The organism is Rubeoparvulum massiliense, assembly GCF_001049895.1.
GTDB classification, from domain to species: Bacteria; Bacillota; Bacilli; order Rubeoparvulales; family Rubeoparvulaceae; genus Rubeoparvulum; species Rubeoparvulum massiliense.
In genome coordinates, this window is sequence record NZ_CVPE01000002.1 from 1 (window position 1) to 13,242 (window position 13,242).

The following is a 13,242-nucleotide window of genomic DNA, read 5'->3' on the forward strand; positions in this document are numbered from 1 at the left end:
GCTGTCTGGTGATGATTGCAGAAGGGTCACACGCGTTCCCATCCCGAACACGACCGTTAAGCCTTCTCACGCCGAGGGTACTTGGACCGCAGGGTCCTGGGAGAGTAGGTCGTTGCCAGGCAGTTTTGATTTTTAATACATAACATCAAAGAACAGGAGCCATTCCTAAAAAACGGAATGGTTTCTTTCTTTATACGAGGAGTAAGTCACTAAGCATCAAAAAATTGACGAACATTTCGTCATAAATCTTGAAAGAATGGGCGCCATTTGATAAACTAATCTTTAATTTTAAAAAGCACCGAGCCATCAATATTACAGAAATCAGGAAAGGGGTATCAAGTTCATGCGGGAAGATAAATTTGTCAAAGAAGGCTTGACCTTTGATGACGTTTTGCTAGTTCCAGCTAAATCAGAGGTATTACCTAAGGAAGTAGATATAGCAACTTCACTTACACAGAAGGTGAAGCTGAATATTCCGATCATGAGTGCAGGCATGGATACTGTAACTGAAGCAGAGATGGCCATCGCTATGGCAAGGCAAGGTGGAATTGGCGTCATTCATAAAAACATGACTATCCAACAGCAAGCTGAAGAGGTGGATAAGGTAAAGCGCTCAGAAAGTGGTGTCATCACAAATCCATTCTATTTAACCCCTGATCATAAGGTGATGGATGCAGAGGAATTAATGGGTAAATATCGCATATCAGGAGTGCCTGTTGTTGATCATGAAAATAAATTAGTTGGGATTATTACCAACCGTGATCTTCGCTTTGTTCGGGATTATGATCAGCTTATTCAGGAGGTAATGACGAAGGAGAATCTGGTAACTGCACCAGTAGGAACTACTCTTGAAGAAGCTCAAGTGATTTTACAACAGCACAAAATTGAAAAACTACCGCTTGTTGATGAGAATAATCATCTAAAAGGCCTAATTACCATTAAGGATATTGAAAAAGCGATTCAATTCCCTAATGCAGCAAAGGATACTCAAGGAAGACTTCTTGTCGCAGGAGCTGTTGGTATCGCCAGCGATTCAGATGAACGGATTGCTGCATTGGTGGAAGCAGGTATTGATGCCCTTGTTATCGATACTGCCCATGGTCATTCAAAAGGAGTTCTCGATAAAGTAAGGGATGTACGAAAGAATTATCCTGATTTAGTAATCATTGCTGGCAATGTGGCTACTGCTGAAGCTACACGGGATCTAATCCTTGCAGGTGCCTCCGTTGTCAAAGTTGGTATTGGACCTGGTTCCATTTGTACCACACGAGTTGTTGCAGGTATCGGTGTTCCGCAAATTACAGCAATCTATGATTGTGCGAAAGAGGCAAGAAAATACGGCGTTCCAGTTATTGCAGACGGTGGTATCAAGTATTCTGGTGATATTACTAAGGCTATTGCAGCAGGTGCTTCTGTTGTCATGTTAGGCAGTCTGCTTGCAGGAACAAGCGAAAGTCCAGGTGAAATGGAGCTATACCAAGGTCGCCGTTATAAGGTCTATCGCGGCATGGGTTCATTAGGTGCCATGAAAGCTGGTAGTAAGGACCGCTATTTTCAAGAAGATGCCAAGAAATTGGTACCTGAGGGTATTGAGGGACGTCTTCCATACCGTGGACCACTTTCCGATACAATTTTTCAACTTGTTGGTGGTCTTCGTGCAGGTATGGGCTATTGCGGTGCAAAGGATATTGTTACCTTACAAAATGAAGGCCAATTTGTTCGTATCACTGGTGCTGGCTTAAAAGAGAGTCATCCCCATGATGTTCAAATAACGAAGGAAGCTCCTAACTATACAATTTCCTAATGGTGTTGTGAAACATTTTTTCCTTATATGCGTTGAATAGACAGAGAGTTCTCTCTGTCTATTTTGCTTCATTTTATTTATAATGTAAGGTGATTGTTGCTTAACGTAGAAAGATAGAGGAGTGTAAACCAATGCAGTTTTATAAGAAAACAGTAATTCTGTTAATGGTTAGTTTCTTGATGATTTTCAGCTTCATTCCAACTCATTCTCACATGGTCTATGCAGCAACACCATCCTTTGATATTGGAGTTGACTCAGCAATATTACTTGAAGCTTCTACTGGTAAGGTATTATATAAGAAAAATGAGAATACGCCTCTACCGCCTGCCAGTATGACGAAGATGATGACAGAGTATCTTGTTTTGGATCAGATTAAACAAGGTAAGCTTACGTGGGAGACCAAGGTTAAGGCAAGTGAATATGCGTATTTTATGGCTCAACGCGGCTCTCGAGTCATGTTAAACTTAAATGAAGAGCGGACAGTTCGTGAACTGTTTGAAGGGATGGCAGTCGCTTCAGCTAATGATGCCACTGTTGCTTTAGCAGAGCAGATTGCTGGCAGTGAACCTAATTTTGTGAAGATGATGAATGAAAAGGCAAAGGAATTTGGAATGAATAATACCCACTTCTTAAATGCAAGCGGTTATCCTCCTGAAGAGATGGGAGAATACGCACCAGAAGGTATGGGTTCTGATATGCATTACATGTCAGCACGGGATGCTGCAATACTGGCGCAACGTTTGCTGCAAGACTTTCCAGAGATTACACAGTTTACATCGCTTTCAAGCATTACATTTCCACCAGATCCCATGGGAGCCACTCGTCCTGCACAGCATACCAATTGGAATAAGCTTGTTGTAGAAGGCTCACCATTTCAATATCCTGGTGCGGATGGCTTGAAAACAGGCTCTACAGATGCTGCAAAATACTGTCTCACTTCTACAGCACAACGAGATGGCATGCGTTTGATCGCTGTAGTGATGCGAGCTGAAACGGAAGATGTCCGTTTTAATGAATCTCGACGCTTATTAGATTTTGGCTTTCAAAACTTTGAGATGAAAGAGATTGTTCCACAGGGTGCAAGCAAATGGGGAACAGAAGAGAATGATGTAACGGCTAAAGTTAAAAAAGGAAAAGAGAAGGAAGTGTCCGTAAAGACAGCAGATGCAATTCGGATGGTTGTGCCAAAAGGTGAAGATTTGGCCTATGAAGTGACGGTAGAGTATGATCAAGATCATTTAGTTGCTCCCATTAAAAAGGGAGATGTAGTTGGTACTCTATCCATTCAATTGCAGGATGGCGGAGAGTATCTATCTCAATCAAACCAACCATCACTTACTACTGATTTAATTGCTCAAGAAGATGTTGAGAAGGCGAGCTGGATTCGCCTCGTATTTCGTGCGATTATCGGTTTCTTTGTAGGAATTTTTCATGCAATCGTTGATACGGTAAGCAGCTGGTTCTAGTCATATCGATTCATTAACTAAAATAACGCCTAAAATTAGTCGACCGCTGAAAATTGGTCAACCAATTTTGGGCGTTTTTTTATTATTTTTAGAAAAATCGTATGTGTTTGAAGAAAAGCAAGCGGTTTTACATGAAAAAAAGAAAATTATGCACTTGTGAAAGTTGGCACGATAATTGCTTATTAATATAAGTGAAACAAACGAACCTCCTGTGGATCCAAGCGAGGTTTGTGATGTTTCCAATTTGGACGGAGGAGGAATTTTCTAAGATGACTGATACAAAAAAACGTGAAGTATTAGTAGAAACATTTGAAGGAAGTCGCAAAAAAGTTCTAAATGACCGTCGCTTTTCTTTAGTAAACGGCCACCTCGCATTCGAAGGTGTGGACGTAACGGAGATTACTAAAAAATATCCTACACCAGTTTATGTCTACTCCGAAAAAGAAATCATCCGTAATATTGATGAAATTAAAAACGCATTCAGCATTCATCCTAACACAAAAATTTTCTATGCTTCAAAAGCTTGTTCCGTAATGCAAGTATTACGTGCAGTAAAAAATACTGGTATCTGTGCAGAAGCTAACTCTATGTTCGAAGTACGTAAATGTTTAGAAATTGGTTTTAGCGGTGACCAAATTGTTTTCAATGGTGTTGTTAAGAAACCAGAAGACTTGGAATTTGCGATTGCCAATGATCTATATCTAATCAACGTCGATAGCTTCTATGAACTAGAAGTAATTAATGAAATTGCAGAACGTCTAGGCAAGGTTGCCAATGTCTGCGTACGGATTGAACCAAACGTTCCATCTGCTACTCACCCTGGTCTTGTTACCGCTTTCCATGCTAAATCTGGTATCGACCGTGAAGATGCAGAAAAAATGCTTCGTCGTATTAAAGAAATGCCTCATGTTCATGCTCGTGGCTTGCACATGCACGTTGGTGACCAAGTGCCAGAAGCAGAACCATTCCAAAAAGCTACCCGCGTAATGGTTGAAGAATCCATGAGACTTGAAAAGATTTTCGGCCAAGAATTTGAACTGATCAACGTAGGTGGCGGTATTCCAGTTCCTTATCGTTACGATGATGGAGATCCAATGGAAGACTATCTCTACGGTGGTATTGATTCTGACGATTTTGCTAAAGCCATTGTGGAAGAAGTTCATAAATGGCGTAAAGATATTCAAATCTGTATCGAACCAGGACGGAAAGTTCCAAGTAGTGCTTGTATCATGCTAACAACAGTAAGCTGCGAAAAAACAAAGACTAACTATGATGTTGAAGGTAACGTACAAGACCTCGTTGAATGGAAATTCGTCGATGCTGGTTATAGCGTAATTGGCGATAGCTTACACTTTGGCTGGTATTTCCATGTATTGAATGCTAGCAAGATGGATCAAAAACATGATGAATGGGTTAAAATCGCTGGTCCTCTCTGTGATGGCGGTGACTACTTCCATCAAGGTGTTGATGGAGAATTCTATCTATTACCACCAAAAACAGAAGTTGGCGATACAGTAGTCTTCCTTGATGCTGGTGCCTATTCCATCGAAAGTCAAACCGTGTACAACAATCGTCCACGTACTGCAGTGCTCATGATTACTAAAGAAGGAAATGTTGAATTAATCCGTCGTCAAGATACTTACGAAGATATGGTAGGTTATGATATCTATTAATCTTTATATTTCGGTATGGCCTATCAGCATAAGCTGATAGGCCCACCCAAGAAGGGATGATTTTTGTGAGTAACGACAAATTAATGGGCGTTAAGGATATAGTGCTCATGAACGTTGTAGCCATCCTGAGTTTGCGTCAAATCCCGAACGTTGCTCCTTATGGAGCTTCATCCATTCTTTTGTGGATCATTGCAGCATTCTGCTTCTTCGTTCCACTAGGAATGGTGTGCGGTGAGTTAGCAACTGGTTGGCCAAAAGATGGTGGTATTTTTGTTTGGGTTGCAGAAGCATTTGGCCCTCGGGTCGGTTGGATTGTAGCCTTCCTATTTATCATTTGCTGTGTAACCTTCTTCCCTGTCATGCTATCTTTCTTCTTTGTAACCATCGCGTATATTATTGACCCGGCACTAGCGGATAATAAGGTCTTTATCGGTATCGCTTCTGCCCTCATGATGTGGGTGTTAACTTGGTTAAATATTAAAGGGATGGATTGGACCAAACGGATCAATAACTGGGGTGCCATCCTCGGGGTTTTCGTTCCATCAATTATCCTAGTATTACTAGCTGTTGTATGGCTTGTTACTGGCCGTCCAATGATGACTGATTATACATTTACTGCAGCTAATTGGTTACCAGACTTAGCACACTGGGATACCATCGTATTCTGTTCATCCATGATGTTCGCATTTGCTGGTTTGGAAGTATCTGCAATGATTGCTGGTCATACTCGTAACCCAGGTAAAGATTTCCCACGTGCTATTCTTATCTCTGGTATTGTTATCGTTGCAATCTACATTTTAGGTACCATTTCCATTAACGTATTGTTCCCTGCAAGTGATGCAAACATCGTAGCAGGCTTCATGCAAGCGATGGGTGCAGCAGGGGAAGAATTAGGTGCACCATGGCTTCTTCCAGTCGTAGGTATTTGTATGGGTCTCGGTGCTCTTGGACAAGTAAACTCTTGGATGGTTGGACCAATCTATATGCTCAACGTAGCTGCTAAAGATGGTAACATCCTTGGTAAGAAGATTAGTGAAACGAACGCTGCAGGCGCACCTGCTTTCGCTTTGATCATCCAAGCGGTTATTACAACAATGTTCTGCGTTATGAACTTCATCTCACCTAGTGTTGAAGCAGCATACTGGACATTAACTGCATTAACAACACTCACTTATTTTGTACCTTATATGCTGATGTTTATCGCTTACTATAAATTACGTAAGGATCAACCTGATGTACATCGCGCATTTATGATTCCTGGTAAGGTATTGCCAATCATTTTACCAGCACTAGGCTTCATTTCGGTTCTATTTGCTGTAATTCTAATCTTCATCCCACCTGCAGAATTGGATATGGGGAATATCTTCGTTTATGAATCTGAATTAGCTGGCGGTTTAATTATCGGTGCTCTTGTTGCTGACATTCTTTATAAACGTGCGAAAAAGAGACAAGCTGCTCAACCTGCTACAGCTGCTAAGGAGGAGTAATCATGGGGTATCCACGCTTAGAGATTAATGTACGAAAAATGGCTTACAATGCTGCTGTTGAAGTAAAAAGCCTAGCAAAACTCGGCGTTAAAGTTATGGGTGTTAATAAGGTATTTAACGGTAACTATGATACTGCAGAAGCCTTAGTTAAGGGTGGTATTGATACGGTTGCCGAATCTCGTGTATACAATCTAAAGAAAATCAAAGATCTACCATGCAAAAAATGCTTGCTTCGTAGTCCTTGTATGAGTGAAATTGATGATGCTGTTCGTTATGCTGATATTTCTTTGAACTCTGAAATTGAAGTGATTCGTGCACTTTCTAAAGAAGCTGTTCGCCAAAATAAAGTACATGAAATCATCTTCATGGTTGATATGGGAGATATTCGTGAAGGTATCTGGTTCCAAAACTACGATGAAATTCGTGATGTACTACGTGAAGTACTAACTCTACCAAACATTAAAATTTATGGGTTAGGCACCAACTTCAATTGCTATGGAACGGCAATGCCAACGGTTGAAAATGGTAACCTCTTCCTTCAGCTTGCAAAACGTTTGGAAGATGAGTTGCATACACACTTTGAATATCTATCTGCAGGAAACTGCACAAGCTACCACTTAATCGATAAGGGAATTTGGCCAGCAGGCTTAAATCATCTACGTATCGGTGGTTTGCATCAATATGGTATTGAATATGTTGACGGTAAATATCTAGATGAATACTATCATTCATCCATGGATGTTAATCGCTATGTATCTGATCTCTATATCTATAAAGCAGAGATCATTGAGTGTAATACGAAGCCCACTGTTCCTTTCGGTAAGTTAGGTGTGGACGCATTCTTACAATCGAAGCATTTTGATGACCGTGGACCACGCAAACGTGCATTGCTCGCATTCGGTGCACAAGATATCCCTTATGCTAACATCTGGCCAATTGACCAAAAGATTAGTATCCTTGGTCAAACCAGTGACCATACCATTATTGATATTGAAGATTGCGATAAGATTTATCGTGTTGGTGATATTATTCCATTTGAAATTGACTACACTGCATTACTTGCAGCATGTAACTCTCCTGGAATTGAAAAAGTCTCAGTTCGTGATTAGTGGATTGATGTAGGGGTAAGTTTGGAGATGGATAGGAACGAATAGGATCAGATAGCTATACCTGAGTACAAGTGGAGAGCACCCTCCCTCAGGGTCGATATCAAAGCAAGAAAAACGCTGAATAAAAGGGAGCTCTCCCTTTTCTTTGCAAATGAGATGGAATTGATAACCTGCCGTTGAAAGAGAAGATAAATCTGGTAAACGATCCCGTACCTATGTTGATAAAATATTCCACTGAATTTTGGGTTCCGGTTCACGGGTGGTTAGCACGAATTCGCCAATGTGGTAAGATTGTTTTTATGAACTCTTTCTAGTACAATTCATTCTAAAAGAAGTATTTGATTACTTAGCTTTCTATGATTCATGCAATTATTCCTAATTATTGGGTGAAAGTAATCATTGGCTTCAGATTTTCTCTCTTCAGCGTCAAAGAGATTAATACCAATTGCGAATAGGAGGAATTATCATGACGGAACAAGGAACAGAACGGGTAAAACGTGGAATGGCTGAAATGCAAAAGGGCGGCGTCATTATGGACGTTGTTAATGCTGAGCAAGCAAAGATCGCTGAAGCAGCAGGTGCAGTAGCAGTAATGGCATTGGAGCGGGTTCCAGCTGATATTCGTAAAGCTGGCGGTGTAGCTCGGATGGCTGATCCAACTATCGTGGAACAAGTAATGAATGCTGTCTCCATCCCAGTAATGGCCAAGGCACGGATCGGCCACTTTGTAGAAGCACGTGTACTTGAATCCATGGGTGTTGACTATATCGATGAAAGTGAAGTGCTAACACCTGCTGACGAAGAATTCCATATCGATAAATCTCAATTCACAGTACCTTTTGTCTGTGGTGCACGTAATCTTGGTGAAGCATTACGCCGGATCGGTGAAGGCGCATCCATGATTCGGACCAAAGGTGAACCAGGTACTGGTAATATCGTTGAAGCTGTTCGTCATATGCGCATGGTTCAATCACAAATTCGTAAGGTCGTTGGTATGTCTCGTGACGAACTAATGACTGAAGCGAAGAATCTCGGAGCTCCCTACGAATTGTTACTCCAAATTCATGACAAAGGAGCTCTACCAGTTGTTAACTTTGCAGCTGGCGGCGTTGCAACTCCTGCCGATGCTGCTTTGATGATGCAATTAGGTGCTGATGGTGTCTTTGTTGGTTCTGGTATCTTCAAATCAGAAAACCCAGAAAAATTCGCTCGTGCCATCGTTCAAGCAACTACTTACTATGAAGATTATGAATTGATCGCCAACCTTTCTAAAAACTTAGGCTCCGCGATGAAAGGAATCGATATCTCCTTACTAAGTCAAAGTGAACGGATGCAGGAGCGTGGCTGGTAATGGACAGGGTTAAAATTGGTGTATTAGCGCTGCAAGGTGCAGTATCTGAACATATTGAAATGCTGAATCAAGCTGGAGCTAAAGGTGTACCAATTAAAAGGGTGGAAGAGCTTGCTAATGTAGAGGGCTTGATTATCCCTGGCGGGGAAAGCACCACCATTGGTAAGTTAATTAAGCTCTATGGATTTGATAAGGCAATTACTCAATTTTATGAAGAAGGTCATCCGATCTTTGGTACCTGTGCAGGATTAATCTTATTAGCTAAGGAGATTGAAGGTCAGGATTGGGTTCATCTCGGATTAATGGATACCTATGTAGCACGTAATGGTTTTGGCCGTCAAAAGGAAAGCTTTGAGGTTAAACTAGCCATTCAAGGCATCGCTGATGATTTTCAAGCTGTCTTTATTCGTGCACCTTATATTATCTCCGTAGGTAATGAGGCCAATGTATTAGCCAAGTTTGATAATAAGATCGTGGCTGCTGAGGAAGGACGCTTATTGGTTGCGGCATTCCATCCAGAGTTAACTGATGATCCACGTTTCCATGAATATTTTGTCCAAATGGTAAAACGTGTTAATAAGGAACTTGCATAACCATAAAGAATGATGTACAATCCTATCAAAGAATAGGATAAAGCGATGACGGAATATAGTAGCTAGCACTCTTTTGGATAGAGAGCCAGTGGTTGGTGGAAACTGGTCAGAAGAACTAGTGAATCCTTTCCTGAGCGGTGTTTGGAACACTTGGTTTAGTACAGACACACGGATTCTTCCGTTAAGAAGATGAAAGAGGCTTAGTATTCCTAAGAACTGTCTATGGACTAAGCAATCTGGGTGGCAACGCGGGTTATAACTCGTCCCTACTAAATAGGGACGAGTTTTTTATTATGATGAAAAGGAGGAGCCAACATGTTAGATGTAAAACGATTACGTCGTGATTTTACTGAGATTAGAAAACGTTTGGTCAATCGAGGTGAGGATTTAAGCGCCCTGGATCAATTTACGGAAAAAGATGAGGTATGGCGGAAGCTCGTACAAGAAGTTGAACAGCTAAAAAGCAAACGCAATCAAGTCTCGGAAGAGGTTTCTCGTCGCAAACGGAACCAAGAGGACGCCACAGCATTGATTGAAGAAATGCGTGAAGTAGGGGACCAAATCAAGGAATATGATGAGCAGATTCGTCAACTGGATGAAGAGATTGAATTGATTCTCCTATCCATCCCTAATATCCCTCATGAATCGGTACCCAATGGAGCATCAGAGGATGATAATATTCCTGTACGTTTTTGGGGAGAAAAGCCTACCTTTAACTTTGAACCAAAACCCCATTGGGAAATTGCGGATCAATTAGATATTCTAGATTTTGAAGCAGCTGGTAAGGTGACAGGTAGCCGATTCGTTTTTTATAAAGGCTTGGGTGCAAGATTGGAGCGAGCTTGTATTAACTTTATGCTTGACCTACACACGGAGAACCATGGTTACAAAGAGATGCTACCTCCTTACATGGTAAATCGTCAAAGTATGACTGGAACAGGCCAATTGCCCAAATTTGAAGAGGATGCATTTAAGGTAGCAGATACAGATTATTTCTTAATCCCAACTGCAGAAGTCCCCGTTACCAATTACCATCGGGATGAGATTCTAAGCAATGATCAGTTGCCCATAAAATATGCTGCCTTCAGCGGTTGCTTCCGTTCAGAAGCAGGTTCAGCCGGCCGTGATACACGTGGGCTCATTCGTCAGCATCAGTTTAATAAAGTGGAACTTGTTAAATTTGTGCGACCTGAAGATTCCTATGATGAGTTAGAAAAATTGGTTAATGATGCTGAACGTGTACTTCAGTTATTGGGTCTACCATATCGTGTGATGAGTATGTGTACAGCTGATTTAGGATTTACAGCTGCGAAGAAATATGATCTAGAGGTATGGCTACCAAGCTATAATACCTATCGTGAGATTTCTAGCTGTAGTAATTTCGAGGACTTCCAAGCTCGGCGCGCCGGAATTCGTTTTCGTCGAGCACCCAAGGATAAGCCAGAATTTGTGCATACAATCAATGGCTCTGGTCTTGCTATTGGCCGTACAGTGGCAGCAATTATTGAGAACTATCAGCAAGAGGATGGCTCAATTCTCATTCCAGAAGTGCTACGTCCCTATATGGGTGGCAAAGACCAAATCAAATAGTTAGGTAAGAAACTGAAAGGGAAAACCAGCGGGCTCATGTTTCCCGTCGGTTTTCCTCTTCGTTTTTCTCTTAATAGGAGAGGATTATCACGATCATCACATCAAAATAGTGATAAGAAAGGGGATTCGCAAATGACTAGAGGAATACAATCTCGTAGCTTTTTGACCCTTCAGGACTTTACGCCAAGTGAAATTACCTTACTATTAACAACTGCCAAGCAATTCAAACAAATGAAGATGCTCGGTATTCCTCATCGTCAGTTAGAGGGTAAGAATATTGCATTAATCTTCGAAAAGCCTTCCACACGTACCAGAACAGCCTTTACTGTTGCATGTGTGGATTTAGGGGCTCATCCTGAATATCTAGGCAAGGATGATATTCAATTTGGTAAAAAAGAATCTGTGGAGGATACTGCTAAGGTATTGGGTAGGATGTTTGATGGAATTCAATTTCGTGGTTTTTCCCACGAAACCGTGGAGCTGTTAGCAGAGCATGCTGGTGTGCCTGTCTGGAATGGCTTAACGGATCGGTGTCATCCTACTCAGGTGCTTGCAGATTTTCTTACCATCGAAGAGCAGCTTGGTAAATTAAAAGGGGTAAAGCTGGTTTATGTTGGAGATGGACGCAACAATGTGGCGAACAGCTTGCTTATTGGTTCTGCAAAAATGGGTCTTCATTTTACCATCGCCTCACCGTCATCCTTATTCCCAGAGCAAGCGTTAGTTGAATATGCTCAGGAAGTGGCAAGAGAGAATCAAGGAAGCATCATCATTACAGATGATGTAAAGAAAGCAGTGCATGGAGCGGACGCTATCTATACAGATGTATGGGTTTCCATGGGTGAAGAAGACCTTTTTGCCGAGAGAATACAGCTTCTCCAGCCATATCAGGTGAATGGTGAATTGATGGAAGCCACAGCGAATCCCTATACGATTTTTCTCCATTGTCTTCCTGCATTTCATGACTTAAATACAGATGTGGGGAAAAAAATCTTTGACCAATTTGGCTTAACAGAAATGGAAGTGACCGATGAAGTATTTCGGAGTAAGCATTCTGTTGTTTTTGATGAAGCAGAAAACCGTATGCATACAATCAAGGCAGTGATGGCATTAACGCTCGGACGTTAAAGGGTTTTTTACCCTTTAACATCCTCCTAAGCCAATACTGGCAGTGTTGAAAAATAGGGCATAATCGGTTACAATCATGTAGGTACACGAGCATATGTCCCAGTAGCTCAGCAGGATAGAGCAACAGTTTCCTAAACTGTGGGTCGGAGGTTCGAATCCTCTCTGGGACGCCATTATGGATTATGACGGTTTCTATTCTTGGAGGTGTATCGAATCATTCCGTATACTGATGAGCAATGGATGCGTCTAGCCATTCAAGAAGCAATGAAAGCAGAAGAGCTTGGAGAAGTACCGATCGGTGCGATCCTTGTCAAGGATCAGCAGGTAATTGGGCGTGGATATAATCGTCGAGAGATCGACAAGGATGCTTTGGCCCATGCAGAAATCATGGCCATTTCCGATGCAAGTCGTACATTAGGAGGCTGGCGGCTACCAGATACCACCCTTTATGTTACCCTTGAACCATGTCCGATGTGTGCAGGAGCAATATTGCAGGCGCGCATTCCTCGTGTTGTTTATGGAACTGGAGACCCCAAGGCAGGGTGCGCAGGTACGCTTTACAACTTGTTACAAGATGAGCGCTTTAATCATCAGGTTCAAGTTACTTCTAATGTCTTACAGCAAGAATGTACCCAACTCTTAAAGAATTTCTTCCGTAAGCTACGTGCTAGTAAACGTTGAAGAACAGCTAGAAAACAGCCCTACAATTGAGTATAATGGATATGCTCGCTCCTCTAGCCACCCACCAAGCATCATACAAATTTTTCAAACGAAAAAGATATTGACTTCGCTACTTGTGGATGGTAAGATAAGTTTTGTCGCCGCGATAAACGGCAACACAAGAACATCGGCTACAATCGCAACATCCTGTTGCAACGCCGATAAAAACTACAGAGCATTACCAACAGGTTTTTATGCTCTGTGAGCAATATATCATTTCTTTTATCGTAGCGCGACACCGCAACCTCCGGTTGCAGGAGCGCGAGATAAATAAATGATATATGCGAACCGTCGTTCTTTGCCCTAAAGGACAAGTAACGC

The 13,242-nt window shown here is 41.7% G+C and carries 10 protein-coding genes, 1 tRNA gene, 1 rRNA gene and 1 other annotated feature; all 12 genes read left to right on the forward strand.

Annotated features, from left to right (window positions below; translation table 11 throughout):
• The first annotated feature begins 4 nt into the window (after window positions 1-4).
• Window positions 5-121: ribosomal RNA gene (rrf, locus tag BN1691_RS00110) — 5S ribosomal RNA — on the forward strand.
• A gap of 222 nt (window positions 122-343) precedes the next feature.
• The gene (guaB, locus tag BN1691_RS00115; protein ID WP_048600232.1) at window positions 344-1,804 is read left to right on the forward strand and encodes an IMP dehydrogenase; all 1,461 of its coding nucleotides are present in this window, start codon (window positions 344-346) and stop codon (window positions 1,802-1,804) included.
• Between the two features lie 131 nt (window positions 1,805-1,935).
• Window positions 1,936-3,270 carry a D-alanyl-D-alanine carboxypeptidase family protein gene (locus tag BN1691_RS00120; RefSeq protein WP_048600233.1) on the forward strand — a complete coding sequence of 445 codons (1,335 nt, stop codon included), beginning with the start codon at window positions 1,936-1,938 and terminating at the stop codon, window positions 3,268-3,270.
• 269 nt (window positions 3,271-3,539) lie between these two features.
• Entirely contained in the window at window positions 3,540-4,943 is a 1,404-nt protein-coding gene (gene lysA, locus BN1691_RS00125) for an ornithine/lysine decarboxylase DokD (RefSeq protein ID WP_048600234.1), read from the forward strand.
• 107 nt (window positions 4,944-5,050) lie between these two features.
• A complete protein-coding gene (locus BN1691_RS00130) occupies window positions 5,051-6,430 on the forward strand; it encodes an APC family permease (RefSeq protein WP_197082478.1) in 1,380 nt (459 codons plus the stop codon).
• A gap of 2 nt (window positions 6,431-6,432) precedes the next feature.
• Window positions 6,433-7,539: an alanine/ornithine racemase family PLP-dependent enzyme gene (locus BN1691_RS00135; RefSeq protein WP_048600236.1), complete on the forward strand. Its 1,107-nt coding sequence runs from the start codon at window positions 6,433-6,435 to the stop codon at window positions 7,537-7,539.
• Window positions 7,540-8,005: 466 nt separating this feature from the next.
• Entirely contained in the window at window positions 8,006-8,890 is an 885-nt protein-coding gene (gene pdxS, locus BN1691_RS00140) for a pyridoxal 5'-phosphate synthase lyase subunit PdxS (protein ID WP_048600237.1), read from the forward strand.
• On the forward strand, window positions 8,890-9,483 hold the full coding sequence (gene pdxT, locus BN1691_RS00145; RefSeq protein WP_048600238.1) for a pyridoxal 5'-phosphate synthase glutaminase subunit PdxT: 594 nt from the start codon (window positions 8,890-8,892) through the stop codon (window positions 9,481-9,483). Before pdxS ends, pdxT begins: the two co-directional genes overlap by 1 nt.
• Before the next feature lie 36 nt (window positions 9,484-9,519).
• Window positions 9,520-9,754: a binding site (T-box leader), on the forward strand.
• Window positions 9,755-9,798: 44 nt separating this feature from the next.
• Window positions 9,799-11,073, forward strand: coding sequence for a serine--tRNA ligase (gene serS, locus BN1691_RS00150; RefSeq protein ID WP_048600239.1), 1,275 nt, complete (start codon window positions 9,799-9,801; stop codon window positions 11,071-11,073).
• Between the two features lie 132 nt (window positions 11,074-11,205).
• Window positions 11,206-12,201: an ornithine carbamoyltransferase gene (argF, locus tag BN1691_RS00155; protein WP_048600240.1), complete on the forward strand. Its 996-nt coding sequence runs from the start codon at window positions 11,206-11,208 to the stop codon at window positions 12,199-12,201.
• Window positions 12,202-12,297: 96 nt separating this feature from the next.
• A tRNA-Arg gene (locus BN1691_RS00160) sits at window positions 12,298-12,374 on the forward strand.
• 25 nt (window positions 12,375-12,399) lie between these two features.
• Window positions 12,400-12,882 (forward strand): tRNA adenosine(34) deaminase TadA, encoded by a 483-nt coding sequence (tadA, locus tag BN1691_RS00165; protein ID WP_261795520.1) that lies wholly within the window; start codon window positions 12,400-12,402, stop codon window positions 12,880-12,882.
• The last annotated feature ends 360 nt before the right edge of the window (window positions 12,883-13,242 follow it).

What these genes read in the sequence shown, in the direction of transcription:
- guaB (WP_048600232.1), top strand. Translation starts at nt 344, where the DNA reads ATGCGGGAAGATAAATTTGTCAAAGAAGGCTTGACCTTTGATGACGTT.
- BN1691_RS00120 (WP_048600233.1), top strand. Translation starts at nt 1,936, where the DNA reads ATGCAGTTTTATAAGAAAACAGTAATTCTGTTAATGGTTAGTTTCTTG.
- lysA (WP_048600234.1), top strand. Translation starts at nt 3,540, where the DNA reads ATGACTGATACAAAAAAACGTGAAGTATTAGTAGAAACATTTGAAGGA.
- BN1691_RS00130 (WP_197082478.1), top strand. Translation starts at nt 5,051, where the DNA reads ATGAACGTTGTAGCCATCCTGAGTTTGCGTCAAATCCCGAACGTTGCT.
- BN1691_RS00135 (WP_048600236.1), top strand. Translation starts at nt 6,433, where the DNA reads ATGGGGTATCCACGCTTAGAGATTAATGTACGAAAAATGGCTTACAAT.
- pdxS (WP_048600237.1), top strand. Translation starts at nt 8,006, where the DNA reads ATGACGGAACAAGGAACAGAACGGGTAAAACGTGGAATGGCTGAAATG.
- pdxT (WP_048600238.1), top strand. Translation starts at nt 8,890, where the DNA reads ATGGACAGGGTTAAAATTGGTGTATTAGCGCTGCAAGGTGCAGTATCT.
- serS (WP_048600239.1), top strand. Translation starts at nt 9,799, where the DNA reads ATGTTAGATGTAAAACGATTACGTCGTGATTTTACTGAGATTAGAAAA.
- argF (WP_048600240.1), top strand. Translation starts at nt 11,206, where the DNA reads ATGACTAGAGGAATACAATCTCGTAGCTTTTTGACCCTTCAGGACTTT.